20 protein-coding genes and 4 pseudogenes are annotated in these 26939 nt (G+C 42.0%); 6 read left to right on the top strand and 18 right to left on the bottom strand.

What is annotated here, in order from left to right; all coding sequences use genetic code 11:
- Nucleotides 1-97: 97 nt before the first annotated feature.
- Nucleotides 98-2008: an ATP-binding protein gene (locus tag ACE1CC_RS10690; RefSeq protein WP_413270438.1), complete on the bottom strand. Its 1911-nt coding sequence runs from the start codon at nucleotides 2006-2008 to the stop codon at nucleotides 98-100.
- 350 nt (nucleotides 2009-2358) lie between these two features.
- On the opposite strand from ACE1CC_RS10690, the gene ACE1CC_RS10685 reads away from it, so the two are divergent.
- The gene (locus ACE1CC_RS10685) at nucleotides 2359-2562 is read left to right on the top strand and encodes a hypothetical protein (protein WP_413270437.1); all 204 of its coding nucleotides are present in this window, start codon (nucleotides 2359-2361) and stop codon (nucleotides 2560-2562) included.
- Between the two features lie 296 nt (nucleotides 2563-2858).
- Complete coding sequence (locus ACE1CC_RS10680) at nucleotides 2859-3689, top strand: cyanophycinase (protein ID WP_413270436.1); 831 nt, start codon at nucleotides 2859-2861, stop codon at nucleotides 3687-3689.
- A gap of 52 nt (nucleotides 3690-3741) precedes the next feature.
- Here ACE1CC_RS10680 and ACE1CC_RS10675 read toward each other — a convergent pair whose 3' ends face one another.
- The 6 genes and pseudogenes from ACE1CC_RS10675 to ACE1CC_RS10655 form a co-directional block, all read right to left on the bottom strand.
- Entirely contained in the window at nucleotides 3742-4467 is a 726-nt protein-coding gene (locus tag ACE1CC_RS10675) for an amino acid ABC transporter ATP-binding protein (protein WP_413270441.1), read from the bottom strand.
- A gap of 34 nt (nucleotides 4468-4501) precedes the next feature.
- A complete protein-coding gene (locus ACE1CC_RS36780; RefSeq protein ID WP_459563826.1) occupies nucleotides 4502-5908 on the bottom strand; it encodes an ABC transporter substrate-binding protein/permease in 1407 nt (468 codons plus the stop codon).
- A 363-nt stretch (nucleotides 5909-6271) separates the two neighbouring features.
- Nucleotides 6272-6628 (bottom strand): annotated as a pseudogene (locus ACE1CC_RS36775) (transporter substrate-binding domain-containing protein); the annotation flags it as partial.
- A 288-nt stretch (nucleotides 6629-6916) separates the two neighbouring features.
- A complete protein-coding gene (locus tag ACE1CC_RS10665; RefSeq protein ID WP_413270434.1) occupies nucleotides 6917-8587 on the bottom strand; it encodes an iron uptake porin in 1671 nt (556 codons plus the stop codon).
- Nucleotides 8588-8698: 111 nt separating this feature from the next.
- The gene (locus ACE1CC_RS10660) at nucleotides 8699-9502 is read right to left on the bottom strand and encodes an ABC transporter ATP-binding protein (protein WP_459563825.1); all 804 of its coding nucleotides are present in this window, start codon (nucleotides 9500-9502) and stop codon (nucleotides 8699-8701) included.
- A 58-nt stretch (nucleotides 9503-9560) separates the two neighbouring features.
- Nucleotides 9561-10697, bottom strand: a complete 1137-nt coding sequence (locus ACE1CC_RS10655) for a branched-chain amino acid ABC transporter permease (RefSeq protein WP_413270432.1) — start codon at nucleotides 10695-10697, stop codon at nucleotides 9561-9563.
- Between the two features lie 209 nt (nucleotides 10698-10906).
- Between ACE1CC_RS10655 and ACE1CC_RS10650 the strand changes: the two genes are divergently transcribed.
- The 3 genes and pseudogenes from ACE1CC_RS10650 to ACE1CC_RS36770 form a co-directional block, all read left to right on the top strand.
- Nucleotides 10907-12493, top strand: a complete 1587-nt coding sequence (locus tag ACE1CC_RS10650) for a glucose-6-phosphate isomerase (protein WP_413270431.1) — start codon at nucleotides 10907-10909, stop codon at nucleotides 12491-12493.
- A gap of 200 nt (nucleotides 12494-12693) precedes the next feature.
- Nucleotides 12694-16074 (top strand): annotated as a pseudogene (locus tag ACE1CC_RS10645) (DUF4912 domain-containing protein); the annotation flags it as partial.
- A gap of 102 nt (nucleotides 16075-16176) precedes the next feature.
- Nucleotides 16177-17136: pseudogene (locus ACE1CC_RS36770) on the top strand (DUF4912 domain-containing protein); the annotation flags it as partial.
- Nucleotides 17137-17699: 563 nt separating this feature from the next.
- Here the strand turns inward: ACE1CC_RS36770 and ACE1CC_RS10640 are convergent.
- Together ACE1CC_RS10640 and ACE1CC_RS10635 are read right to left on the bottom strand one after the other, a co-directional pair.
- Complete coding sequence (locus ACE1CC_RS10640; RefSeq protein WP_413270429.1) at nucleotides 17700-18371, bottom strand: 2OG-Fe dioxygenase family protein; 672 nt, start codon at nucleotides 18369-18371, stop codon at nucleotides 17700-17702.
- Nucleotides 18372-18518: 147 nt separating this feature from the next.
- Nucleotides 18519-19289, bottom strand: coding sequence for an HpcH/HpaI aldolase family protein (locus ACE1CC_RS10635; RefSeq protein ID WP_413270428.1), 771 nt, complete (start codon nucleotides 19287-19289; stop codon nucleotides 18519-18521).
- Nucleotides 19290-19816: 527 nt separating this feature from the next.
- Here ACE1CC_RS10635 and ACE1CC_RS10630 point away from each other — a divergent pair.
- Nucleotides 19817-20470, top strand: coding sequence for a response regulator (locus ACE1CC_RS10630; protein WP_413270427.1), 654 nt, complete (start codon nucleotides 19817-19819; stop codon nucleotides 20468-20470).
- A 22-nt stretch (nucleotides 20471-20492) separates the two neighbouring features.
- On the opposite strand, the gene ACE1CC_RS10625 is transcribed toward ACE1CC_RS10630, so the two are convergent.
- The 9 genes and pseudogenes from ACE1CC_RS10625 to ffh form a co-directional block, all read right to left on the bottom strand.
- Nucleotides 20493-20978 carry a low molecular weight protein-tyrosine-phosphatase gene (locus tag ACE1CC_RS10625; RefSeq protein WP_413270426.1) on the bottom strand — a complete coding sequence of 162 codons (486 nt, stop codon included), beginning with the start codon at nucleotides 20976-20978 and terminating at the stop codon, nucleotides 20493-20495.
- A gap of 48 nt (nucleotides 20979-21026) precedes the next feature.
- Nucleotides 21027-21671: an HAD-IA family hydrolase gene (locus tag ACE1CC_RS10620; protein WP_413270425.1), complete on the bottom strand. Its 645-nt coding sequence runs from the start codon at nucleotides 21669-21671 to the stop codon at nucleotides 21027-21029.
- A 90-nt stretch (nucleotides 21672-21761) separates the two neighbouring features.
- Nucleotides 21762-22580 carry a DUF6816 family protein gene (locus tag ACE1CC_RS10615; protein WP_413270424.1) on the bottom strand — a complete coding sequence of 273 codons (819 nt, stop codon included), beginning with the start codon at nucleotides 22578-22580 and terminating at the stop codon, nucleotides 21762-21764.
- Nucleotides 22581-22622: 42 nt separating this feature from the next.
- Nucleotides 22623-23039: pseudogene (locus ACE1CC_RS10610) on the bottom strand (ChuX/HutX family heme-like substrate-binding protein); the annotation flags it as partial.
- A 95-nt stretch (nucleotides 23040-23134) separates the two neighbouring features.
- Nucleotides 23135-24091, bottom strand: a complete 957-nt coding sequence (locus ACE1CC_RS10605) for a PhoH family protein (protein ID WP_413270423.1) — start codon at nucleotides 24089-24091, stop codon at nucleotides 23135-23137.
- A 196-nt stretch (nucleotides 24092-24287) separates the two neighbouring features.
- The gene (gene rpsU, locus ACE1CC_RS10600; RefSeq protein ID WP_073595038.1) at nucleotides 24288-24461 is read right to left on the bottom strand and encodes a 30S ribosomal protein S21; all 174 of its coding nucleotides are present in this window, start codon (nucleotides 24459-24461) and stop codon (nucleotides 24288-24290) included.
- Nucleotides 24462-24633: 172 nt separating this feature from the next.
- Complete coding sequence (locus ACE1CC_RS10595; RefSeq protein ID WP_413270422.1) at nucleotides 24634-25062, bottom strand: KH domain-containing protein; 429 nt, start codon at nucleotides 25060-25062, stop codon at nucleotides 24634-24636.
- Nucleotides 25025-25285, bottom strand: a complete 261-nt coding sequence (gene rpsP, locus ACE1CC_RS10590; RefSeq protein WP_193981862.1) for a 30S ribosomal protein S16 — start codon at nucleotides 25283-25285, stop codon at nucleotides 25025-25027. The genes ACE1CC_RS10595 and rpsP overlap by 38 nt, the downstream gene beginning before the upstream one ends.
- A 78-nt stretch (nucleotides 25286-25363) precedes the next feature.
- Entirely contained in the window at nucleotides 25364-26827 is a 1464-nt protein-coding gene (gene ffh / locus ACE1CC_RS10585) for a signal recognition particle protein (protein ID WP_413270421.1), read from the bottom strand.
- Nucleotides 26828-26939 lie beyond the last annotated feature (112 nt).

Genomic DNA, 26939 nt, shown 5'->3' with positions numbered 1-26939 from the left:
AATTTTTTTTTTTTTTTTTTTGTGTTTGTCTTTTCTTTTTATATAAACTATTTTATATTTGCGCTTTCCCCCCCAACAACGAACCCAGCAAGGGTGATTACAAAATAACTCCAATTTGTTTGAGATAAACTGGCGTAAAAGGTTCACCCGATCTCAGTTGGTAATTTTCCATCCAACCTTGACGGCGAATCGAAATATTATCACCTTGTTTTTCGACTACGGTAGCATCTTCGTAGGCATTTTGTACCAAAGTTTTTTCCGTTTCAGTGGGGTTATCTAAAACAATGATATCGCTACCTTGGTAAAACATTCCGTCGCTTTCTAAGATATCTCCGCAATATTCAGCTATCAGTAAATCCAGCTTGGGATTACGTAATAGACTTTGCACGTTGGTATTATAATCCTTGTGCATTACTTTTTCAGAACGGTTCACAAATACCCCTTGACGGCAAACTGCACCGATCGTCCAATTAGGGTATTTTAAGAGGATATGATCGATCGTATCTTCCAATTCTTTCAGCGAAATTCGGTTAAAAGTAATAATCGGAATTCTCGCATCATTCGCAGTTTTAAAGAAAGTTTCAATAATAAAAGATGGCACATCGACACTTTCTCCAAAAGCGGGATTTAAGTGCATGAAAATTCCCGGTGCTGCATTAATTTCCAGAATCGCAAAATTCCCTTTTTTCCAAGATTCCGCGAGAGTTTCCGCAATCACATCAATACCCATGCAAACTAATCGGAAATGCTGGGCAATATCTTGCGCCAAAATGATGTTATCTGGGTGAACTGTAGCAGTAGCATCTATACTTACTCCCCCAGCGGAAAGATTCGCAACTTTACGCAAATAAATTGTTTTATCTGCTTCAATTACGCTATCCATCGTCAAGTTTTGTTCATCCAAAAACATCTCCATTGCTTCATCAACTTGAATTTTTCCCATTGGTGAAGTCGGAGTATCTAACCTTTCAGGTTTAGAATTTTCCTTGTCAATTAATTCCGCAATAGTCGAGTTTCCATCACCAACTACCCAAGCGGGACGACGTTCAGTAGCAGCGACAAATTTACCATTGACGCAGAGTAAGCGAAAATCCGATCCGGTGTAACTTTTCTCTACAATAATATCTACAGGTTGGGTATCGGGAATGGCTTTTAATGCTCGATTAAAAGCGTGCTCTAATTCTTCTCCATTTTGTACGTTTGCTGTTACCCCAATTCCTTTATGACCGACAACTGGTTTAACTGCGACTGGATAACCAACGATATCTGCTGCATCTAAAGCACCGCTAAAAGTCCCCACAATATCACCTTTAGGTACTGGAAAACCAAGGGTGTACAAAAAGTCTTTGCAGTCATCTTTTCTCGTGGTAAAATCTGAGTCTAAATGGCTGTCGCGATCGAACGTTGTAGCCACACCCCGCACTAATTTTTTCCCATAACCATACTGCATTAATCCTTCATCCCACAAGTAAAATACGGGAATGCCTTTTTGATTTGCGGTGCGGAATAAAGAGTAAACTGTAGGCCCTCCATAAACTGAGGCGCGAAACATTTCTTGCAGGGTTTTAAACTTTTTATAAACCGGGAAATCATCCTTTTGCGTAATAGCTTCTAACCAATCCCAAACCAAGTAAATTACTCCTTTTGTAGTCCGGGCATGGATAGTTTCTAAGGCTATTATTTGATGATATTTATATGGATTAACGTTCCATTTTTGCGGGTGTAAACCCATCTGTAGTTTCCCTACTTCCATGATAGTTTCAGCTAATAAATGCCCGTAAGATTCATATTGCTTATCTTTTAATTGGGGGCAAAATTTGCCAATTTCTTCGACATAATTTTCTATAGATTCTGGTTCGAGATATCCGGTAAGGTCAAAATCAAAAACGATCGCAGCTGTTCCTAAATACGGATTTGGCCCTACATAGTGCTTCAGGTTAAAAATGTCAAATGCGTCTTTTTCTCTAGCATTAATCCGGGGATCATCATTAATCTTTTCTCTTACCATCACTATCTCCTTTGGTAGAATGCCTTAATCAGAGCGATCGCTACTGGAATTACCTAAAATCTTCGCTCACTCTAAGCTTTTCGCACCAATCTACGTTAGTTCGTTTTGGCGAGATTTTCTTCTATCTATAGTTAGTATTCTCTAATCTATCCAACAGCTATTGTTTTTTGCTGTGAAAATTGTTTTATAAATTATTCTTTATTTCAACATTTAGAATGATTTGATTTTTTACTTCCTACAAAATACTGATAAACTCTGGCTGATAACCTACCCCTTGAGAAAGATGTCTTTGATAACACAACGCCCTAAATTAAATTGTAAATAAGAACACATTTTAGGAGGACAGTAAAATGACTGTCACCAAAACTCCTCTAACTCTCAGAGAAGAAGTTCATCAATTAGCGGAAAACGCTTTTCACCTCAACCTGATTTCGGGTTATGGAGATGGGGAATATAGTGATGAATACCAAATTGTTTACCAAGGTAAACCTAGACATCTCCCATTAGAAAAGGCACGTTCTTTTTTAAGCAAATTAATCCAAAAGTCACGTTAGGAACTGTTGCTAACATCAAGCAACAAATCTAAAGAAAGTTTCTCCTGATTCACCTCTGGAATCGGGAGCTTTTGTTTTACCAGAAATTAATATTATTCGCCAATTGCTTGACAATATTTTACATCTTTTTCGGCAACTGTTAATCACTCCCAAAGTATAAACATTTGGGATTATATGACATCACATTTTTCAATTTTATTCAGTATAAATATCTACCAAATGGCTGTTTAAAATTAAGAGTTCAATATGTTTTACTCAAATTTAGGTAATAAACGGAATTAAAAAAGCGAGTTTATATGGCTGACAATCAAGGGTCTGGACAGTTAATAATTATTGGTGGTGCGGAAGATAGAGAAGGCGATTGTAGGGTACTCCGGGAATTTGTGCGCCGTTCGGGAGGTACTAAAGCTAACGTTGTTATTATGACCGCAGCGACAGAATTACCCAGAGAAGTGGGAGAACAATATACAAAAATATTTGAACGTTTTGGGGCAGAAAACGTTCGGATTATTGATACTGTCACCAGAGATGATGCTAGCTCATCATCATATTTAGAAGCTGTAGAAAAGGCTACTGGTATATTTTTTACTGGCGGCGATCAAGCGCGAATTACTAGTATCATTAAAGACACTGAACTTGATGCTTTAATTCACAAACGTTACGCTGAAGGTGCTGTAATTGGGGGTACTAGTGCAGGTGCAGCAGTCATGCCTGATGTAATGATTGTTGAAGGAGATTCTACGACAAATGCAAGAGCAGAAGTGGTAGAAATGGGTCCCGGAATGGGATTTCTTCCCGGAATTGTCATCGACCAACATTTTTCCCAACGGGGACGTTTAGGACGTTTAATTGCGGCATTAGCACAGCAACCTGCTGTTTTAGGATTTGGGATTGATGAAGATACGGCGATAATAGTTAATCAAGATGTAATAGAAGTAGTTGGCAGTGGTTCTGTAACAATTGTCGATGTGGCAGAAATTAGTCATAGCAATGTAGATAATCTGTTAAAGGATGAAGCAATGGCGCTTTGTGGTGCTAAATTGCACATTCTTCCCGAAGGTTATCGCTATAACTTGAAGAATAGAAAACCAATTTTAGAACGCATTCTTCAAGCAGCAGCAGCGTAAACTAAATCTAGATCCCCGACTTCGCAGAAGTTGTCGGGGATCTGAATCCCCTTTACAAAATATTATCGAGAAATTGTTTTGCCCGATCGCATTTTGGCTGCGAGAAAAACAGTTCCGGGGGTGAATCTTCCGCGAGTTTTCCTTGATCTAAGAATAAAATGCGATCGGCAACTTCTTTAGCAAAACCCATTTCATGAGTTACAACTGCCATTGTCATGCCAGATTTTGCTAAGTCTTGCATTACATCCAAAACCTCTTTTACCATTTCTGGATCGAGAGCGGATGTCGGTTCATCAAATAACATGATATCGGGTTTCATGGCTAGGGAACGTGCGATCGCTACCCGCTGTTTTTGTCCTCCCGAAAGTTGGGAAGGATAAGCATTTGCCTTACTTTCTAAACCCACTTTTTTTAACAAATCCATTCCCACTTTTCGCGCCTCTTCCTCAGAGACGTGCTTCACTTTTATCGGTGCATACATCACATTTTTAAGCACCGTCATGTGAGGGAAAAGATTAAAGTGTTGAAACACCATCCCGACATTTTGCCGCACTTTCATAATGTCGGTTTTTCGCGAAGTAATTTCTACCCCATCAATAAAAACCTTGCCGGAAGTTGGTGTTTCCAGTAAATTCATACACCGCAAAAAGGTAGATTTTCCCGATCCAGAAGGACCGATTAAAGCAACTACTTGCCCTTTATTAATCTCAGTCGAAATCCCTTGCAAAACGTTGAGAGAACCGAAAGATTTATACAGATCTTCAACCTTAATTGCCAATCCTGTTTCCTTGTTTGCTGCCGTAGAGTCTTTTCTAAGCGCTACGTTGTAATCGTCGTTCAAGTTTAGAACCTCCCCAAGTCAAAAGCATTACTAAAATGTAATAAATTAAACCAGCTACTAATAGTGGTTCAAAGTAGATATATTTTTCTGCACCTACAATTTGAGCGCGACGTAGCACATCCACCACACCAATTGTTGATACCAAAGATGAATCTTTTAAAAGAGCGATACTTTCATTTACCAAGGAAGGTAAAATATTTTTCACTGCCTGTGGTAGGATAATATCTTTCATCATTGGTTGATAAGGCACTCCTAAAGATAGAGCCGCTTCTCTTTGTCCTTTATCAACTGCGAGAATCCCTCCTCTAATTGTCTCAGAAATATAAGCACCTGAGTTGAGAGTGAAGGTAATTACACCCGCCAACAATGCTGGAATATCGTAACCAGTTAATTGCGGCGTTGCATAATATACTAATGCGATTTGTAGCAGCAGTGGTGTACCTCTGAATACAGAAGTATAACCTTTAGCAAACAAATTCAAAGGTTTGATGGTAGAAATTTTAAACAATGCCAGAACAATTCCCCAGAGAAATCCGAAGAATGCGGAAATTAGGGTAAATTGTAATGTGACTACTATTCCTTGAGCGATGAAAGGAATGCTACCCCAAGCTGTTTCAAAACTTGACGGTTTTTTCTCTTCTTCAGCTGCTTGATTTCCGCCTTGGTTTTCAAACCATTTTTTGACTAGTGCATCAATTTCTCCATTTTGTTTCATTTGCTGGAGAACTTTGTTAAATGGCTGCACTAATGGGGAACCTTTGGGAAATGCGATCGCCGATCCCGCTGCTTCCGAACTATTAGGAATAGTCGTAAATTCCAAGTCAGGATTATTAGCAATAAATCCCTTAGCAATGGCATCTTCAATAATTGCCGCATTGATGCGATTAGATTTAATTTCTTGAATTAAATCACCTGTTTTATTCAAAGCAACTATCTTCGCACCTTTGATTTTTTCTTTGGCAAATTTCTCTTGTGTCGAACCCAATTGTACACCGACTTTTTTGCCAGCTAAAGACGCAATTGTTGTCAGATTCGAGCCTTTTTTGGAGACAATTGTATTTTTGGCTTCGTAGTAAATATCAGAAAAATCTACATTTTTTAGCCGTTCGGGAGTGGGAGTCATCCCTGCCATTGCAAAGTTGGCTCTTCCTGATTGTAATGCCGGAATAATCCCGCTAAAATCTGTATCTCTAATTTCCAGTTCGTACCCTAATTCTCTGGTGATATATTTGGCAATATCAACATCAAAACCAATGATTTCACCTCCAGCGCCACCACCTGTTTTTCTAAATTCATAAGGTGGATAGTCTGCGGAAGTTACCATTATTAATTTCCGCCCAGTATTGGGGGCATTTGGGGTATTTTGGGCGACTGCTATCTTGCTAGGAGTTGCTGCGGTAGCTACATCATTGTTGGCTTGATAAGTGCTAAGTTTTTCGCCATTATTCCCAAACCATTTTGTTATCAATTTTTGTAATTCTCCGTTTTGTTTCATTTCCCGGAGAACTTGATTAAAAGAGTTAACTAATGGTGAATTTTTGGGAAATGCGATCGCCGATCCAGCTTCCTCAGAAGTAGTAGGAATTGGTTCATAAATTAATTCGGGATTATTAGCAACATATCCCTTGGCAACTGTGTCTTCTAAAATTGCGGCATCCAGGCGTTTTGACTTTAATTCCTGAATGATACTTCCTGGTCTATTTAATGCTACTACTTGGACATCTTTTAGCGATTTAGCCGTTTTTTCTTGAGTTGTTCCTAACTCAACTCCCACTTTTTTGCCAGCTAAATCTGCTGGATTTTTCAGGTCACTAGTTTTCTGAGAAACTATGGTATTCTTAGCTTCATAGTAAAGGTCAGAAAAAGCGACATTTTTCTTCCTTTCCGCAGTAGGAGTCATTCCCGACATAGCAAAATTTGCCCTTCCTGACTGCAAAGCGGGAATAATCCCACTAAAATCTACATCCCTAATTTCCAGTTTGTAACCTAATTTTTGAGCAATATATTTGGCAATGTCGATATCAAAACCAACAATTTCGCTGTTTCCGCCATCTGTTTTGCGAAACTGGTAAGGTGGATAGTCGGCTGATGTCACCATGACTAATTTTTTACCAGCATTGTCTTGTGCTGTTACATAGTCAGTTCTCAAGTTTCCGACTATCAGAGATATGACTAATGTGGCAATAAATAAAATTGCCATTAACCACTTTTTTCTGAACATGGTTTATGAGTTTCCTAGTTATTTATTCCTAAAAAAAGCCAATTTTTTCAATTTCCGGTTCGATCGGAATTTAATGATATATGGCTTATTATCTGATTTATTGTATTTTTAGTTACAACTTTTTAGGAACAAATCTATCTAAAGATAGATACCAGTTGATTGTAACTAGAATACAAAAGCAGTCCTAATTACGGCGATTACGGCATCAGGATTACGTGCGTCGTGGTTAGGTGCTGTTAGCCACAAAAAGCCGGGAGTAATGGAGATGTAATCATTGAGTTGAATGCGGTAAAATGCTTCAATGTGGAATCCCGTGTCGCGATCGCTTCTGCGCCCTTCTGGTAAACCAATTGCTGCGGCTAAAGCTGCATTACTAGTACTAATTAATTTCGGCTGCATTCCAAACACAATTCCACCATAATTTCCCTTTTTAAGTAAGTCTGGAAAAGCGAAAGTTGCAGCATAATTCAAAACTTCTGCATCACCTTTTACATCCAACGCACGCGCCGCTGTATAACCTACCCAGCCGCCTAATTCAAAGCCTTTACTAAAGCGGTAATTAGCTTGAAAACCGTAACTATTACCAACAACAGGCCCCGCACCAATTACTTTGGCTGCATTGCTACCCGCTAAAGTATCAACACCAAATTCTGGAGAATAGGAATTGAGATAAAGTAAGCCAAACTTTAACCTTTCTCCAAGATAAGTTAACTGTGCCCAAGCACTGTAACCACCATTGAACCAACCTTGTTTATTACCTGGTAAATTGGGAGTTCCACTTTCTCCAAAATAAGCAAAGTCTAAACTTAAGCCTTTAGTAATTAAAACGTTAGCCCCAACTCCTGCTTGATTTCCGATCGGAAAATAAACCGGATTAACTTGACCAAAATTAGTCAAAGCACCAGTAGCAGTATCAATGAAAGGAATAATTGTATCAGTGACATAAGTGGGATCTGTAGAAGCAGCATCAATAAAGATTTTGAGTCTGTCACCAATGGGAAACCGATATTGCAATTGGTTAATTGTTACGTTATTGTTTCCAGATAAAGTACTGGGAACAAAACGAGTTTCTCCAGTTTCTCCTGCTGTTTCTGGGGGCCCAAAAACTCCCCCATAAATTGCCCCAGTATTAATCAATCTTAAATTAGTCGCTTGCAAACGAGTTCTTAAGCGGTCTTTTCCGGTAAAACTAGTATTAAAATCAATTCTTGTCCGATAACCTAATGTAGTCTGATTGACATCATCAGCCCTTTCCCCAAAAGCATCAGAAATATAAGTAATAACTTCCACACCGAGTTTAGTAGTTGTGGAAAATTGCTGTGCTTCTACTTTATTTACTCTTGCTTCTAAAGCATCCACACGACCGCGTAAATTAGCTAATTCAGAGGTAAATTCTTCTTGCAATTTTCGCAGTCTGTCTAAATCTTCTTTACTCACTCCTTGAGGTAAAGCGGCGATTAATTCTTGAATTCTATCCAAACAGCTATTCAAACCTGCGGCGAATTCATAGCGTGTCATGGCGCGATTTCCGCGATAAGTTCTGTCTGGATATCCTTCAATACAACCATATCTTTCCACTAAAGATTGTAAAGCTTGAAAAGCCCAATCTGTAGGTTGCACATCTCGCAATTGAGAAACAGATGTAACCTGTTCTGAACTATCAGAATCTTCCCCTGTTTCCGAAGCAGAATTTAATGATTCTGAATATTGAACAATTTGTTCCAGCGAATTTGCATCTTCGCTAATTTCTGCTGCTTGACTGATACTGGAAATTAGCCAACCATTCATTAGTACAGCAATACTCAATGGTAGGGCGTTTCCTAAAAGTCTATTCATGATTAACCTCACACCAAAAAAATCAGCGTTAAATCAACGCACATCTAAAGCTTGAATTAAGTCTAATTTAAGAGTAAGACTTTTATTTAGATGTCGGAAATGATACAAGTTTTATTGTCCCAGGTAAGCTTCTAAAACTTGGGAATTGTTTTGAATTTCTTCAGGAGTTCCCACAGCGAGATTACGTCCTTCCGCTAATACCCAAACCCGATCGCACAAAGACATGATCACATCCATGTTATGCTCAATAATTAAAAAGGTCATCCCTTCGCGATTCCAGGTTAAAATGCGATCGCAAATCTGATTAATTAAAGTTGGATTAACTCCCGCCGCTGGTTCATCTAATAAAATTAATTTGGGTTGCGACATTAACGCCCTTCCCATTTCTAAAAGCTTGCGTTGTCCACCCGATAAAGAACCAGCATAATCATTTGCTTTCTGGGCTAATCCTACTGATTCTAAAATAGCGATCGCCCTTTCGCGCAAATCTTTTTCTTCTTGCTTCACGTCATGGGCACGAAACCACACATTCCAGAACTTCTCTCCCGTTTGTTTTTGCGCCGCTAATAGCATATTTTCCATTACCGAAAGTCGCGAAAGCACCCGCGCCACCTGAAAAGTGCGAATCATTCCCATTTGGGCAATTTGATGAGATTGTAAACTTTCTACTGGTTCCCCATCAAAAATTACCCGCCCCGAATCAGGACGAATAAAATTAGAAATTAAATTAAATAAAGTCGTTTTTCCCGCACCATTTGGCCCAATTAATCCAGTAATACTACCTTGACTCACTTCCAAAGTAGCATTTTCCACCGCTTTTAACCCACCAAAACTTTTACTTAAACCATTTGCTGATAACAGTAAATTATTACTTGCTTGAGGTCTTGGCGGTGCATCTTCTACCTGTTTAAGAATATCCTCTATATCCGTTTCTGGTTCATTCAAAGGTATATCTGAAATTGAATCTGATGGATTATTTACCAAGGGTTAATTCCTCCTTTTTACCTAAAATACCTTGCGGTCTTACCATCATTAAAATAATTAATAATAACCCTATTACCATAATCCGAAAAGCACCCAACCGTGCATCATCGAAAGGTAGTAATCCCGGTAAAACAAAGCGTGTTCCTTCAAAATAAGCCCAAAAAATTATTGCCCCTAACAAAGTTCCGTAATTATTACCCGCACCGCCTAAAATGATAATTGTCCAAGCGTCAAAAGTAATTTGGGGTTGAAAATTATCTGGGTAAACTGTAGCTAATTGCCAAGCGTAGAAAGCCCCAGCAAATCCGGCGATCGCACCACCCAACATCAACGATTGTAACTTATACCAAAACACATTTTTTCCCAAAGCCCTTGGTACTTGTTCATCTTCCCTGATTGCCTTTAAAACTCTTCCCCAAGGCGCATTTACTAACCTTTCCAAAGCCCAAAACACTACTGTTAAAACCAACAGTAGCACTACCATTAACCCAGTTTTGTAAGTAAAATTATTAGCATCAAGTATGGAAATTAAACCCACAATATAAACAACTAAGCCTAAAATTGCCCCACTAATTCCCATGATTAAAGATGCGATCGGACTAGAACCCCGGATCTTTCCCTGTTGCAATTGTTTCTTGATCCACCGCCACAATTGCCAGCCACCTAACCCAGCAATTACTGATAGCACAGCCACCAAAAAAAACTGTAACAACGGATTCAGAGTAATATTATTAAAAGGTAGGGGAAAACCTTGTAAACCGAACACGCCCGATCGCCATTGACCATTCCCCACAGGCAACTCTTGATTATTCACAATTAAGCGAATCATTTCCGATAAACCAATGGTGACAATTGCCAAATAATCTTCCCGCAATCGTAGGGTTGATATACCCACCAACAAACCTAACAACGCAGCCAAAGCCGCACCAATCAAAGCACCAATAAATAGGGGTACTCCTTGTAAACTTAATAATACAGTAGTGTAAGCTCCCACCGCCATGAAAGCCACATGACCAAAGTTAATTAAACCAGTAAAACCCCACTGTAAATTTAGCCCTAAGCCAAATAGAGCATATATCGATATAAAAATGATTAGCGAAACTAAATAACCAGGAGTAAAATTCATGGGAAGAGGGTTTCTAGAAAACAAGTATCTTACTTTGTTAAGGCATTTTACCCTATAGAGTTCTTAAATGATGCGGAAAATTTCCGCCCTCCTGTGACCTGTTCATTAAATGATTGTAAGATTTGCCCAAATTATATATCTAAACTTTCTATCTCCTTTAAACTGTTGGAAGAAAAAGACACTGTTAAATTTTTAGGATGAGAATTACTATGGATGCAGCGGCACTCTGGCAACGTTACCAGGACTGGCTTTACTATCATGAAGGACTAGGATTTTACCTAGATGTCAGTCGGATGGGATTTGATGACAACTTTTTACAAACGTTGCAGCCAAAATTGGACAAAGCATTTAAAGACCTAGCCGCATTAGAGAATGGTGCGATCGCCAACCCCGACGAAAACCGCATGGTTGGACACTATTGGCTACGCGATCCAGACAGAGCACCGAGTCCCGAACTCAAACAAGGAATCATCGATACTTTAGAGAAAATCGAAACATTTGTCCACAAAGTTCACGATGGAGAAATTCGTCCTCCCAAAGCCCCGAAATTTACCGACCTTCTCTCCATTGGCATTGGCGGATCGGCTTTAGGCCCGGAATTCGTTGCCGAAGCCCTAGCCCCCGACTTTCCCCCGCTGGCGATACATTTTATCGACAATACCGATCCAGCGGGGATCGATCGCATCCTCACCAAAATTAGAGACAGACTCGCCAGCACCCTGGTATTAGTCATCTCCAAATCAGGAGGCACACCCGAACCTCGCAACGGCATGATCGAAGTGCAAAACGCCTTCGCCGCCCAAGGATTAGACTTTGCCAAACAAGCGATCGCCACCACCGGAGTCGGCAGCAACCTCGACAAAACCGCCCATTCCCAAGGTTGGATCGCTACCTTCCCGATGGAAGACTGGGTAGGCGGACGCACCTCCGAATTATCAGCAGTCGGCTTACTCCCCGCAGCATTACAAGGCATTGACATTCGCGCCATGTTAGCAGGTGCCAAAGAAATGGATGCCGCCACCCGCATCCCCGACTTAAAAAGCAACCCAGCCGCCTTACTTGCCGTTTCTTGGTACTACGTTGGCAACGGCAAAGGCGAAAAAGACATGGTAATTCTGCCCTACAAAGACAGCTTGCTACTGTTTAGCCGTTACCTACAACAGTTAGTCATGGAATCTTTAGGCAAAGAAAAAGACCTCGACGGCAACAACGTCTATCAAGGCATAGCAGTTTATGGTAACAAAGGCTCAACCGATCAACACGCCTACGTGCAACAGTTGCGCGAAGGAGTACCTAATTTCTTTGCCACCTTCATTGAAGTGTTAAAAGACCGCGAAGGTTCATCCCCCGAAATAGATCCCGGAATTACTTCAGGAGATTATCTTTCCGGTTTCTTGCAAGGAACTCGCAAAGCACTTTACGAAAATAACCGCCAATCAATCACCGTCACCATTCCCCAAGTCAATCCTTACACAGTCGGAGCCCTAATTGCCCTTTACGAACGCGCCGTCAGTATCTACGGTTTCCTAGTCAACGTCAACGCCTACCATCAACCCGGAGTCGAAGCAGGTAAAAAAGCTGCCGCTGAAATTTTGGATCTGCAAACCAAAGTAGTCCAGTTAATTCAGCAAGAAGGCAAACCCATGTATTTGAGCCAAATTGCCGAAAAGTTAGGCGCAACTGAAGATATAGAGCCAATTTATAAGATTGTCCGTCATCTCGCAGCGAACGATCGCGGCATCGCCCTACACGGCAACTTAGGCAAACCCAACAGTTTAACCGTTTCCACAACTTAGGGGACTAGGGACTCGGGAGGTGGGGAGGTGGGGGGATGGGGGGATGGGGGGATAATTTATTTAACTACATCTTCTATTCTCCCCTGACCGAACCCACCTCCCCATCTCTCCTTGTCCCCTTGTCTTGTTGAGAGCTATATAATATAGCTCATATTTTGGAAAAATTTAACTTCAATTGAAGCTACTGAGCCATTTTTATAATGTTACAAAAAAAAGACACTTCAATAGCTACTTTAGCTTTACTGCTAGCCTTGGCTGTGGTTCCTAAACCCGCAACAGCATCTCAAAAAAACCTGCTTATTTTAGCTCAATCTCCCACTTCTCCTAATACAATTACCCTACCAAAGTCAGTCAAATCTGGCACGAGAGTAAGAATTGATGGCTCTAGTAGTGTAGCTAAATTCAACCAAGCTCTTAAAGAACGTTTTGAAAAAGAATACCCCGGTACAAAAGTAAATGTTGCTTATCGGGGAACAACGGCTGCTTTAAAATCATTGCTTAAAGGAAATATAGATATAGCTGCTATTGGTCGTCCCTTAACTGATAAAGAAAAATCACTTGGTTTAGTTGCCGTCGCTCTACCTAGAACTAAAATTGCGGTTATAGTCGGGCCTAAAAATACTTTTAGAGGAAGTATCACAGATGCTCAATTTGCCAGAATCTTTCGCGGCGAAATTCGAGATTGGTCAAAAGTTGGGGGAAGACGTGCCAGAATTCGTCTGATCGATCGCCCCAGAAATAGCGATACCCGCCAAGCTTTACAAAATTACCCGGTTTTCCGCAACCGTCCCTTTCGCTCAGGCTCCAACGCTCTCAGGCTATCACAAGATAGCACCAATGCAGTCATCAATCAATTGGGAACTAATGGCATTAGCTACGCTATTTCTAACCAAGTAGTCGAACGCCCAAATGTGCGGATCGTCTCAATGCACAAAGTTTTACCCAACGATCCCAGGTATCCTTTTTCACAACCAGTTTCTTACGTATACAGAGGCAAAAACCCGACTCCGGCTGCTTTGGCATTCTTGGGTTTTGCTAGCGCACCCGCAGGTCAACAAGTAGTAAAAGCTGCGGCTTTCGTTCCCGTTGCTACCACCCCACAGACAGCGATCGCACAAACACCAACCAAACCACCCGCAGTCACTACCCCAAACCCAACTCCCGCCCCCCTTGCCGAAACACAACAAACAAATACTCGTGGTGGACTTGGTTGGCTGTGGTGGTTGATACCTTTATTAGCTTTGTTAGGAATCCCGATTTGGTGGCTACTGAGAAATCGCCGCACCTCAACAATTGCAACCGGTAGCCAAACACCAACACCACCTTTAGCAGGCGGTACCACTACCGAAGCACCCAGCCAACCTGTAGTTCCCCCTGATACCAGTACTACGGAACCGATCGTAATTTCCCCCACAGAACCACAAGAAACGATTAACACCGCAGAACCACTTTGGGGAGAAGAATTATTACCCACAACAGATACCACTAGCGAAACCGCTACCCCAGCACCAGCAACACCCGATTGGTTAGGAGGTGCAGGTATAGTAGGTGGAGCAGTTTTAGGCTCAGCAGCAGCCCTACCAAGAGACTGGGGTAGCAGCATCACCCTAAGAGCAGAAAATAGTCAAAGTCAACAAGTCCTTGCCGCTTGGCAAGTCTCAGAAGCCCACAAGCAAACAGTGTTAGAACAAGGTGGGAGACATCTGGCTATTAGACTTTATGACATTAGTGACATCGATCAAATCCAAACCGAAGGTTGGCAGATTTTCCAACAGTTTAATGTAGAGGAACAAGCTAACGAGATATTATTGCCGATATTGGTTGGCGATCGCGACTATAACGCAGAAATTGGCTACTTAACAGAAGACGAGCGCTGGTTGCCCCTAGCCAAATCTAATCCGATCTACATACCCGCATCTGTACCATCTGTCACAGAAGTTATCCCTCCCGCCCCAGCACCATTAATTCCCACCACACCCGCAGACTGGGGTAGCAGCATTACTCTGACACCAGAAAGCAATCAACTCGCCCTTGCTGCTTGGCAAGTATCCCATAGACACAAACAAGCATTGCAACAACAAGGCGGCAAACAATTAGTATTGCGGATTTATGATGTCACAGTAGAGACGTTTCATGAAACGTCTCTACTAGATGAGCAAATTCCCGCGAATTTTCCCCAATTTGCCGTAGATGAACAAGCTACCCAAATGTTAGTAGCCATACCGGAAAGTAATCGCGATTATCTCGCAGAAATTGGCTACTTAACTGATGATAATCGCTGGTTATTGTTAGCTAGATCAGCACCAGTACCCATAGTTCCATCTATACCAACCGTTGCCCCAAGTGCTGCTACTATTCCTACCCTGGTTGTTACCTCAACACCTACTACCAGCAGCATTAACTTGACACCATTTAATAATCATCAAGCTATTGCCGCTTGGCAAATTTCAGAAGAACATAAACAAACACTGCAACAACAAGGCGGTAGGCAGTTAGCATTACGGCTTTATGATGTCACAGAAATCCCTGCCCAACCTGGTACAGAAAATTGGGGAATTTTCCAACAATTTCTTGTGGATGAACAAATTAACCAAATGTTACTACCGATATTAGTTAGCGATCGCAACTATGCCGCAGAAATTGGTTATTTAACAGAAGACGATACGCCTTACGGCACGCTACGCGAACGCTGGTTATTATTAGCTAGATCCGCACCAATAACAATTAGTAGCGATACACCACCAAGCACAGAAATTGACTTAGCCCCCGGAGTCGTCGCCGCACTAGGCTCAACTCCCGTTACTAGCACCATTTCCCTAGCACCAGAAACACCCACTCAAATTATCGCTAACTGGCAAGTTTCATCCAACCATAAACAAGCATTACAGCAACAAGGTGGAAGATATTTACTATTGCGGCTTTATGATGTCACGGAAATTGACTTAACTGGGCAAGAACCGCCAATTTTCCAACAATTCGCCGTCGATGAACAGGAGGAGCAACAGTTACTGGAAATACCTGTTGGCGAGAGGAATTACGCCGCAGAAATTGGCTATTTAACAGATGATAATCGCTGGTTATTATTGGCAAGATCGGCACCAATACACATAGTTTCCTCAGTCTCACCAGTAGGAGAAATAATCCCGGAAATAGACGAAGTTATCCCATCACCAGTAGCAGAAATTATCCCGGAAATAGACGAAGTTACCCCAGCCTCACGAATAACAGAAATTATCGAAATTACACCAGCATTAAATACTACGCCGATCGACTGGAACAGCACGATCGCCTTGACAGTAGAAAATGCTCGTCAAGCCCTTGCTAATTGGCAAGTTTCTGACGATCATAAACAAGCGTTGCTGCAACAAGGTGGCAGACAATTAGCACTCAGACTTTATGATGTGACCGAAATTGATTTGAGTCAGGACAACCCGCAAATTTTCCAACAATTTTCTATAGACGAACAAGTTAACCAAACATTACTGCCCATACCACTCATTGACCGAGATTATGTGGCAGAAATTGGCTATCTGACTGATGATGAAAATTGGTTAATTGCAGCTAGATCCGCACCATTGAGAATTGTCTCTGATGTTTTGCCAGCAACAGAAATTGATTTAGGTAATTTAGGTGCTGTCATTACCGAAGTAAGTGATATCCCGTCAATTGTTTATGATAGCGATGATACCCAGTCCGAAATAGAAGCCGCTAAATTTAATCTGGGATTAGAAGAATTAACCCCAGAAGTTTTAGCCGCAGTAGACGAAGGACTTCCTGACTTACCATCTGGGTACGACGAAAGTCGGATCGTTTTAATGCCTCGCGATCCTCAGTGGGCTTACACTTATTGGGATATTCCAAGAATACATAAAGAAGAATTGCGGCAACAGGGCGGTTCTCAGTTAGCTTTGCGATTCTATGATGTCACTGATGTAGATATGGATTACCAAAATCCTCACAGCGTACAGGAATTTGAGTGCGATGAAATGGGGCGGGAATGGTATTTGCCTGTTCCAGTGAGCGATCGCGACTACATCGTAGAAATCGGCTACCTTACTAATGATGGTCGCTGGCTAATGTTAGCCCGCTCAAACTCCATCCGCGTCCCTCCCCTTTATCCCTCCAGTTGGTCAAATGACCAATTCATCACTATTCGCTGGGAAGAAGAACTAGAAAACAAACAATTTTTAGATTTAGGTTCTCCCACTCCAGAAGCAATTGCCACCCCAGCTAACGCCTTCCATGACTCCTTTTTTGGCAATATGCCAACCCCAAATTTAGCAGCACAAACAGTTAGCTCTTATATTTTCCCCTCTGGCATCGGTCAATGGGCATCAGGAGTCGGTTTTTCAAAAGAAGCAGTACCAGAACGTTCTCGCCAATTCTGGTTAATGGCAGATGCAGAACTAGTAGTTTACGGCGCAACAGCCCCCGATGCTGTAATTACGATCGGAGGTCGTCCGATTAAAGCAAATTCAGACGGCACTTTCCGCTTTCAGCTATCCTTCCAAGATGGGATGCTTGATTTTCCGATCGAAGCATACACACCCGACGGCGAACAAACTTGTTCCATTCACCTAAAATTCAACCGCGAAACCCCGCTGCGGAATACCAATACCAAAGAGGAAGCCCAAGAGGATTGACACACTCCCCTTGTTGAAACGAAGGGGATTCAAAAATGTTGTTCCGTAGCACGGGTTTACCCGTGCTACGGAACATTTTCTTCCTGTTTCTTAGGCTCTTAACTAGACGTTCAACCGATGTTTTTCGCCCCCGCCAGACCGCCTCCACAGGCATTTTTGTTTAACGTTCAGGAAGTGCCCCTCCCCAAACGGATCTGAATCTTGTTTTCGGAACAGTTTCTCTACCTTTTCAGGTTCCCAGAGTGCAGGTCGCGTCACCGTTACTGATTTCTTGGGTGATATTTGTCTCGACGATCCATGATGGGGTTGAGTTACCCGGTAATAGTAATTGCGCTTTACCACTAAGAAGATTATACCAGAAACAGGGGGATAAATCCCCAAAAATTCGCGTTTCATACCCTGGATAAATCTCAGGGGTTCTCACGCTCCCACTATTTTTCTGATAGGACTAGGGGACTCTCGGAGATGGGGGGATGGGTTCGTTTATTAACTCAAAACTCTCTCACTCTCTAAACGAGAAACTCTCTGACTCCCCCCACCTCTTCCCCCAGTCCCTAGTTCCCTTAATGTTCAATCAAACTAGGGCAAGTTAACACAAATACGTCTCTTGTGCCAACACCTTCGGTTGCGGGTTTGATGGGGGTGGTGTAGTGGAAGAATTCGCGATCGTTTACTAGTAGTAATTCACCCGGATTTAAAACTTGTTTGAAAACTGGGTCTTGTTTGCGAGTTTTATATAAATGAGTTTCGCCGCCCTCAACATTTTCTCTATCTACTGCGAAAATCCCAATTAAGTCAGTGCCATCTCTATGAATCCCTTCTGGTGCTGGGTTGCCGAAGTTATCTGGTGAACAAGTAGTGCGAATTTGATGCACTCCTACTTCTAAAGCTACTGAGTTTAACTTGCAAAAATCACTGAAGGCAAATAACAGTTTTTTAAATTCAACTAATTCGATTAATCCATCATCTAATTCAGCGAATTCTCGTTTAACATCGCCTACTAAAGGATTGTAGTTTTTACTTTGAAATAAATAACCATGAGGTAGTTTTACTACTTCATCAGAGGAGACTTTAAACCGCGACAATCTTCTTTGGCGGTATTTACCTTTAATGTAAGGATCTACAGGCAGGTCGTTAAAAAATGGTTTGAAATCTTCTAAACGGATGCGATCGACTCTTTGCAATGTAAACATCATCGCATATGGCAATTCCGTTGAACCTAATAACGTTTGCATAGTAATTTCCCTTGCTCTGATTGATCCCCTAATATTTTTCGGGGCTTTTTCTTTTCATTATAAAAGCTGCTCAAAAAAATCTTGTCAAATGGACAACAAAAAATCGCAACTTATGATATGAGAAAATTTCTTTCTAAGCAATCATACTTAATCTAACTTACTTTTTACAGCTTTGACCAAAGCCTGACAAGCGCGAAGAAAGATCGCCACATCTACCCCCAAAGCAATGTACTGCACCCCAGCATCAATCCATAACTTAGCCATCTCAGGGTGATCGGCGAATGTACCCACAGCTTTTTGATTCTGGCGGATTTTGGTGACACATTGTTTCATCAATTCAATTACACGGGCATCGCCCACCTGTCCGGGAATCCCCAAAGACTGGGACAAATCATAAGGGCCAAGAAAAACCACATCAATGTGAGGAACGCTGACAATCTCTTCTAAGTTTTCTACGCCCTTTTTGCCTTCCACATGAACCACCACTAAAGATTCTGCGTTCAATTTGCTGATAATTTCTGTACCGGCGGCAGTATACATTCCAGCACGGGTGTTTAAAGAAAGACCGCGACTACCCAACGGGTAATATTTGGCACTGCGGACAACTGCTTCGGCATCGGATAAGGTTTCAATTTGTGGAACTTGGACACCTGCGCTGCCGATATCGAGGGCGCGTTGAATTTGGGGGGCATCATTTTTGCGAACGCGGACGATCGCACTAAGCCCCACACAATCAGCCGCCCGACAGAGATCTTCTGCTCCCAGAGTGTGTATTGGCCCATGTTCCATGTCAATAATCGCGAAGTCAAACCCTGCGTGTCCACAAATTTCCATGAACGCAGGATAGGCACAATTAATGAATGGCCCGATTACCACTTCACCTTGCTGGAGTTTCCGTTTAACTTGGTTTTCGCCCATTTGTCAGTAGTCAGCAACATATTTAACTAAAATATATTAGTAGGTGCAGAGGAGCTTGTGGGGGGGAGGAGACGCTCCTGACACCCAGAAGCTCCTGACGCGGGGACTCTTGGCACTCTTGGGAAGTTAATTAACTCAAAATTTCCTCCCTAACTCTGTGACTCAAAACTCTCTGACGCAAAACTGCCGAAACTCTCCCTAACTAAAAAGTCAAAACTCTCCTTACGAGAAACTTTCGGCTTTCTGCCTTGAATGCAGTTGCCATCGCAGCTATCTGATTAAGTTTTGCCTAAGCATTTTCCCTCCGGGAGAAACGTTATCCTAGTAAAAAACTGATGATAGCCGTAAATTTTAATTTAGACTTAGCCTATTCTATGGGGTGTGGTCAAAACCCGTTGGTGATATCCAAAGTGATATCCAAAGTGATATCCAAAAAATTTCCCCGCGTCAGGAGCGTCCATCTTAACCAACAAATGATTGACCACACCCTACTCTATGGGTTATGTTTCCTAGCCACCTGTACCCTCATGTCCTTGATAATCGTAGTTGCAGATGACGATCTGCCAATGCGTCTTTTTGTAAGTGAATATTTAGAGATGTGTGGCTACTCAGTAATAGCGGCTGAGGATGGTCAAATGGCACTGGAGTTAGTGGAAAAGTATCATCCTCACTTACTGGTTACAGACATCATGATGCCGCGAATGGACGGCTATGAATTAGTGCGCCAAGTTCGTCAACGTCCCGAATTCCGGTTGTTGCCAGTGGTATTTTTAACTGAAAGAAATTCTACGGAAGAACGAATTCGTGGCTATAAGTTGGGGTGTGATTCTTATCTACCCAAACCTTTTGAAATTCACGAATTAGGAGCAATTATTCGCAATTTGCTGGAGCGATCGCAAATCATGCAAACTGAGTGGCATTTACGAATGCAGACACCCACATTATCAGGAAATGTTAACACAACTGCCCAAACAGCTGTGACTGTTAGTAATTTGAGTAAACGAGAGAAAGAAGTCCTAGAATTAATTACTCGTGGGTTGTCCAATATCGAAATTGGCGATCGCCTACATTTGAGTGGCAGAACGATCGAAAAATACGTCAGTAATTTGCTCAGAAAAACCGAAACTAGCAACCGAGCGGAGCTAGTACGGATTGCTATTGAACAGCGTTTAATCGATTAATAAATTTCCCGGTAGGTTAACTTTAATTAACTGATTGTTGCTGACTAATCACATAGTTAAGTAAACCTTCACAGGCATCTAATAAAAGATCGATTACCTGATTAAACCCTTCTGGGCCACCATAATAAGGATCGGGGACTTCTTTGAGGTTATGCCTGGTACAAAAATCACACATTAGTTTTACTTTATCTTTGTATTGTTGGGAGCGATCAAGCGCCAAAATATCCCGATAATTCTCTCGATCCATTGCCAAAATTAAATCGAACTTTTCAAAATCTGACCTCTGAAACTGACGTGCCTCACCTACTAATTGAATCCCTCTCAGTTTAGCCGCCGCACTCATCCGCCGATCTGGAGGACTACCAATATGATAACTAGAAGTTCCCGCCGAATCACAAATAATTTCCTTGCTTAAACCAGTTTGGTTAACCAAGTGTTTCATAATGTTTTCCGCCGAAGGAGAACGACAGATATTACCTAAACAAACAAACAGTAATTTGTATGCCATTACTCAATTGATTTAAGTTTTAGATTTTCGATGATCTAATTTACACCTTTAGTTGCGATTTAGCCAGATCGCTTTTAAACCAGCGGCTTTTGCTCCTTCATAATCTTCTTTAAAACTATCGCCAATATGCCAAGCTGCATCAGCAGGACAATCATGTTTTGCTAAAGCGGCAGAAAAAATTTCCACTTCTGGTTTTGCTGCACCCACTTCCGTAGAAATAGTGACAGACGAGAAAAACTGCGTCAACTCTAAAGCATCTAAAACTGGGTAAAGACGAGAATCAAAATTAGACAACACGCCTAAAGTTATGCCCAAATTTTGCCAATGTTCTAAAGCGGGAATTACATCAGGATAAATAAACCAAGGTTCAGCTGTGGCAAAATAATCATAAAGTTCCCCAAAGAAACTCGCAAAATCAGTAAACTTTTCCCAAACTCCTGCTTCTTGAAAAGTGTTAATTGCCACTGCTTCCCACCATTCAAATTCTCGTAAGGGAATTTCTTCAGGGGGAACTCCGGGAAAAGCCATTTTCTCGCTTTTTTTAAAGCTGTTGTAGAAAGCGCGATCTAACTCTTCTAAAGAAACTTCTACACCAAACTTTTGAGCAATTTTCCCGTAGACTTCTCCGACGCTACCTTTGATTCCAAATAGAGTACCAACGGCATCTAAAAAAATTACTTTTGGTTGTTCCATTGAAACTAATTCCTTTAAATTTCCTTGGGTACGTTGTTGCGCTTTAGCGCTCTCGATAAGAGCGCTAAAGCGCAACAACGTACATACATTTTAATTATCATAACTGTAACTTGCATTAGTAGGTGAAAATTCCAAATGGTAACGATAAAGAGCAACTGGTTTGTCAATAGCGATAAAATAATTAGGGTCTTGAGGAGACAAATAAATAGCGGTTATTTGTTCGGCTGTAATTGGCAAATTTGATGCTTTTTGCAATTGATAAACAGTAGTAGTTTCTACTTCATTTAAATAAACTTGAGCAGTGCTGCGGAATATTTGTTGAGATATTTCCGTAGAAATAAACTGATTAGAATTAAGCTGTTCAGTAGCACGATTTGTCACCAGAGAAATCAGTTGTCGTTCTCCTGGCAAATAAGTAACTTGACGATTTGGGTTATCACGATCGACATTCACAGAAAGCACAGATCGATCGCCCAAAACAGCCCTACCTATATTTAAGCCGTTAAAAGAGCGATCGGCAACCACTTTTAAAGTTTTAAGTTTTGAGTTTTGAGTTTTGAGTTGGGAAAAGGGATAACCTTTTACTGGTGATTGCTGTTGATTTACCCCAACAAAACGTACTAAAAAAGTGATTGGTTTATCTAAAAACTGTCGATTACCCTCAAACCCCGGAGTCACAAAATCAGGAGCCAAAGGTGCTACCATTTCCACCAAAGTACTGCTAACATTCCAAGTACCCATCATCCAATCTGGATAAACCAAATCTTCAGTTGCTTTCACCACCGAAATCGCAGGTTTACTATCCCAATTAGGAAATTGCGACAACCTATCATTTAGTGTACCCGCCCTCACCTCAGCACACCAAAAAAAACCCAACAAAACCAAACAAAAAACCCAAAAACCTCTCACAAATCCTCTCTGCGTACTCTGCGTCTCTGCGGTTTAAAAAAATTAAATTGCCTCCACAGGAACAGGTTCCCAAACCTCCCCATACTTCTCTTTTAAACCTTGCCAAGCTTCCACCTGTCCCGGTTCATATTCTCCCGGTTTCCCCCACTGTAAAAAAGCACTAAAAGCAGGTTCTTGCTGTTCATCTAAAAAGCGAATTGCATAAGTAGTAAAATTACCCCGCTTAGACTCAGCAGTTTCAAATTTCACCTGAGTAATTTTGTCCATATTCAAGTGAAATTCAAAATCATCAGCGTGCATATTCGCATACTTACCTTTAGGAAGTTCCGCATAAAAAAGCTTTTTAATCGGACTACGGACTTCCAAAACTCCGGCACTGCTAGTTACAATTAAACGCAGAGTACCTAAATTTTCGCAAGCTTCGAGAAACTCTTTCAAATTAGCAGACATAATGGTTTTGGTAGTTGGTAGTTGGTATTAAGTTTGTTGTGACGACTTTAGTCGTTCTTTGCTTAATATAAGAAACACTAAAGTGTTTACAAAGAACCATTTTTTTAAGTGTTTTCGTACTTTTCGTAAGCGGAGACGATTCTTTGTACTAAAGGATGGCGCACGACATCTGCTTGGGAGAGGTGACAAAAAGCAATTCCTTCGACGTTTTGCAGAATTTTTTGAGCTAATGCTAAACCAGAGGTTTGATTAGGTGGTAAATCTGTTTGGGTAATATCGCCAGTCACCACCATTTTTGAGCGAAAACCTAAGCGTGTCAATACCATTTTCATTTGTGCTGCTGTGGTATTTTGTGCTTCATCCACAATTACGAAAGAGTTGTTAAGAGTGCGTCCCCGCATATAAGCTAAAGGAGCAACTTCTATCACGCCTCTTTCCATTAAATTGGTGATTTTTTCTGGGTCAATTAATTCATGTAAAGCGTCATACAAAGGACGTAGGTAAGGGTTAACTTTTTGCTGTAAATCTCCTGGTAAAAACCCTAACTTTTCCCCAGCTTCGACTGCGGGACGAGTTAAGATTAACCGTTCATATTGATTAGCTAAAAGTGCTTGAACTGCTAAAACAGCTGCTAAGAAAGTTTTACCAGTACCAGCAGGGCCAATGCAAATGGTTAGGTCGTGGGTGCGAACTGATTGGATATATTGACGTTGACGAAAAGTTTTAGCGCGTATTTCTTCACCGCGACGACTCCGGGCGAGCACATCTCGCTGTAAGTCTTGTAACTCTTCAGTGCGCTGAGTGTCTAAGGCGTGACGGGCGGTGAGGATATCAACGTTAGTGATAGTTTTACCATGTTTCCAGAAGTCTTCTAGCGATCGCACTAACCTACCACAAAGCTCTACTTGATTCGCCGTTCCCGAAATCAATAAATCTTGTCCGCGCAATACCACTGTCGCGCCAGTTTGTCGCGCCAAAGTCTTCAAATTTTCTTCTTGACTTCCGCTTAATGCGATCGCACTTTCTATTGTAGGTAACTGAATCGTTGCAGATTCCGGCATTGTGGAAAAATTTTGCAGCAGTTTAAGATCACCTTTTCTTTATAGAATACTTAATCCATCAACAAAGCAAAAAGACGCTTTACCCGAAAAACCAGCCACCACAGATGCCAAATCTGAGATAACGAAAGGTGTGGTTGAGCGTCATTTTTGCCTTTCTGGAAATCAAAAATTTATCGTTTTATTCCGGCAAATATAATTAATATCTGCGCTTGCGTGAAGCTTCAGCTTTCCGCTTGCGACGGAGGCTGGGCTTCTCGTACCGTTCACGGCGTTTAACTTCCGATAAAATTCCCGCTTTTTGAATCTTTTTTTTGAAGCGTCTCAACGCCGAGTCAATTGACTCATTTTCTCCCAAACGGACTTCTGCCACTTTTTAACTTTCACCTCCTTAAGGCTTTCTAATTTACTGCTAAGGCAATTGTATTGCTTGAGTCCTGAGATTGCCTCAATATTACATAGTAATGCTAGTGCAGCACGGCAGATATAACTAAATCAGTTGAACAAAAAAGTCTTCTTCTGTTCTGTCTTCTGCCTTGAAAGCACTAGCGTGGTCGGAGTCTATGAGGACCTCTCGAAGGACCAGGAGGACGGGGAGAAGGTCTTCGCCCCATATCTCTATCTCTCGGTGGTGGGCTGCTATCATGCTCTGCTGGGGTACCGCCGTAAATATCCAGGTAAACCGATTGTCCGGCTAATTTTGCGGCTGCGGAAATTACGGTTCGGATTGCCTGAATATTACGTCCACCACGACCAAAAACCCGCCCTTTATCTTCCCCTTCAAAAGCCAAGCGAATCCAAACTTTCGGTCTAGTCGCTGAAATTTCGCAGTCTACCTTTAAAGAATTAGGCGACTCCAAAAACGGCAGAAGCAGGAATTTCACAAGTCCGGGATAATCTGGTGGACTTGTGGTTAACAAGGGCTGGGCAGAACCATTATTCGGTAACTGGGGTACGTAGCTGCTCGAAGACATTAGCTTTTTGGAGGATGCTGCGAACGGTGTCGGTGGGTTGAGCGCCTTCTTTGAGTCGTTTGACGATCGCTTCTACATTCAGTTTAGTCTCATCAGTACGAGGATTATAGAATCCTAATTCTTCGATCGGACGACCTTCTCGACGAGATGTACTCAGCGCCGCCACTATCCGATAGCTGGCTTCCCGCTTTTTGCCGTATCGCTTTAATCGCAATTTGATCATTTTGGAAAACTAATTTGCACAATTCTGACTAATCTACAATTGTACTTCTCTACGAGGAGCAATTGGGTAAAGAAGTCATTATAATTGACCAAAACCTTTTTTCTTTTTATCTTTTTTCGGTTTCTTTTTGCCACCGCCCCCGCCATGACCGCGCCAGCCCGGAGGTGGTTGCCGATTCCCGAAAGGACTCATCCCACCGCCCATTCCGGGCATACCCATTCCGGGCATCCCCATGCCTGGGATTCCGCCTTGTCCCATTTGCTGCATCAAAGAACGCATTTTTTGGAAATCAGCTACCAACTTAGAAACTTCTGTTTCTCGATAACCTGAACCTTGGGCAATGCGTTTGCGGCGACTGGGAGAGGAAGCTAATAATTCCGGTTCCCGGCGTTCTTGGGGAGTCATGGAATTAATCATCGCCTCAGTTTGTTTGAGTTTTACCTCAGCTTCCCGCAACTGTTGGTCGGAAATTTTCGGCATTCCGGGCAACATTTTTAATAGCCCGCCGAAAGATCCCATATTTTTCATCAACCGCATTTGCTTGAGGAAGTCGGTAAAGTCAAACTTAGCCGAGAGGATTTTTTCCTGCATCTTTTCAGCGTCGGTGAAATCGATCGCTTCCTGCGCCTTTTCCACCAAAGTCAGCACATCACCCATCCCCAAAATCCGGGAAGCCATTCGGTCAGGGTAAAAAGGTTGTAAAGCATCAACTTTTTCACCCACACCGATAAACTTAATCGGTTGACCAGAAACCTGCCTTACCGAAAGCGCCGCCCCACCTCTAGTGTCACCATCCATCTTGGTGAGAATGGCACCAGTAACTCCTATTTGTTCGTGGAAAGTCCGAGTCAGAGTCGCCGCCTCTTGTCCCGTCATCGCATCTACAACTAGCAGAGTTTCATCAGGTTGCACGGTTTGTTTAATTCGGGCTAACTCTGCCATCATGTCTTGGTCAATTTGCAAGCGTCCGGCAGTATCGATAATTACCGTATCAAAACCTTCCGCTTTCGCCTTTTCCACCCCTTGACGGGCAATTTCTACGGGGTCAGCATCTTTCCCCAGTTCAAAAACTGGGACTTCAATTTGTTGACCTAATGTTACCAACTGATCGATCGCCGCCGGACGATATACGTCAGTAGCTACCAGCAAAGCAGAACGATTCTCTTTTCGTAAATGTAAAGCTAACTTAGCCGTAGCCGTAGTTTTACCCGTTCCCTGCAACCCTGCCATTAAAATAACAGTGGGTTTGGTCTTCGCCTCTGCCAAAGGGACATTGCTTTCCCCCATCACCGTTACCAGTTCGTCATGAACGATTTTGATAAACTGTTGATCGGGGCGCACGCCAGCAATGACTTCTGCGCCTTGGGCTTTGGTTTTTACCTGGGCCACAAAATCTTTCACTACTTGCAGGTTGACATCTGCTTCCAGCAAAGCGCGGCGCACTTCCTGCAAAGCTTCTTGAATGTTGCTTTCGGAAATGCGGTCTTGTCCCCGTAACTTTTTCCAGGCACTTTCTAAACGATCGGCGAGTGCATCAAACATAAATCAGTATTTCTTAGATAATCTTAACCTTACACAGAGAGAGCCTTATGAGCAAAGTTGCTAGCCACTATTTACCAGCTTAATGGCTTTTAACGCCACTAGTCGAGCAGTT

The sequence above is a fragment of the Floridaenema aerugineum BLCC-F46 genome (assembly GCF_041929345.1).
In the GTDB taxonomy this organism is placed as follows: Bacteria; Cyanobacteriota; Cyanobacteriia; order Cyanobacteriales; family Aerosakkonemataceae; genus Floridanema; species Floridanema aerugineum.
Note: the sequence above shows the minus strand (reverse complement) of the source record. Positions and strands in the feature narration are given on the sequence as shown.

Coding starts and splice junctions, on each gene's coding strand:
- ffh (WP_413270421.1), bottom strand. CDS start 26,827: ATGTTTGATGCACTCGCCGATCGTTTAGAAAGTGCCTGGAAAAAGTTA.
- ACE1CC_RS10640 (WP_413270429.1), bottom strand. CDS start 18,371: ATGCAAACGTTATTAGGTTCAACGGAATTGCCATATGCGATGATGTTT.
- ACE1CC_RS10650 (WP_413270431.1), top strand. CDS start 10,907: ATGGATGCAGCGGCACTCTGGCAACGTTACCAGGACTGGCTTTACTAT.
- ACE1CC_RS10665 (WP_413270434.1), bottom strand. CDS start 8,587: ATGAATAGACTTTTAGGAAACGCCCTACCATTGAGTATTGCTGTACTA.
- ACE1CC_RS10595 (WP_413270422.1), bottom strand. CDS start 25,062: ATGTCTTCGAGCAGCTACGTACCCCAGTTACCGAATAATGGTTCTGCC.
- ACE1CC_RS10630 (WP_413270427.1), top strand. CDS start 19,817: ATGTCCTTGATAATCGTAGTTGCAGATGACGATCTGCCAATGCGTCTT.
- ACE1CC_RS10655 (WP_413270432.1), bottom strand. CDS start 10,697: ATGAATTTTACTCCTGGTTATTTAGTTTCGCTAATCATTTTTATATCG.
- ACE1CC_RS10620 (WP_413270425.1), bottom strand. CDS start 21,671: ATGGAACAACCAAAAGTAATTTTTTTAGATGCCGTTGGTACTCTATTT.
- ACE1CC_RS10690 (WP_413270438.1), bottom strand. CDS start 2,008: ATGGTAAGAGAAAAGATTAATGATGATCCCCGGATTAATGCTAGAGAA.
- ACE1CC_RS10625 (WP_413270426.1), bottom strand. CDS start 20,978: ATGGCATACAAATTACTGTTTGTTTGTTTAGGTAATATCTGTCGTTCT.
- ACE1CC_RS10605 (WP_413270423.1), bottom strand. CDS start 24,091: ATGCCGGAATCTGCAACGATTCAGTTACCTACAATAGAAAGTGCGATC.
- ACE1CC_RS10685 (WP_413270437.1), top strand. CDS start 2,359: ATGACTGTCACCAAAACTCCTCTAACTCTCAGAGAAGAAGTTCATCAA.
- ACE1CC_RS10680 (WP_413270436.1), top strand. CDS start 2,859: ATGGCTGACAATCAAGGGTCTGGACAGTTAATAATTATTGGTGGTGCG.
- rpsP (WP_193981862.1), bottom strand. CDS start 25,285: ATGATCAAATTGCGATTAAAGCGATACGGCAAAAAGCGGGAAGCCAGC.
- ACE1CC_RS10635 (WP_413270428.1), bottom strand. CDS start 19,289: ATGGGCGAAAACCAAGTTAAACGGAAACTCCAGCAAGGTGAAGTGGTA.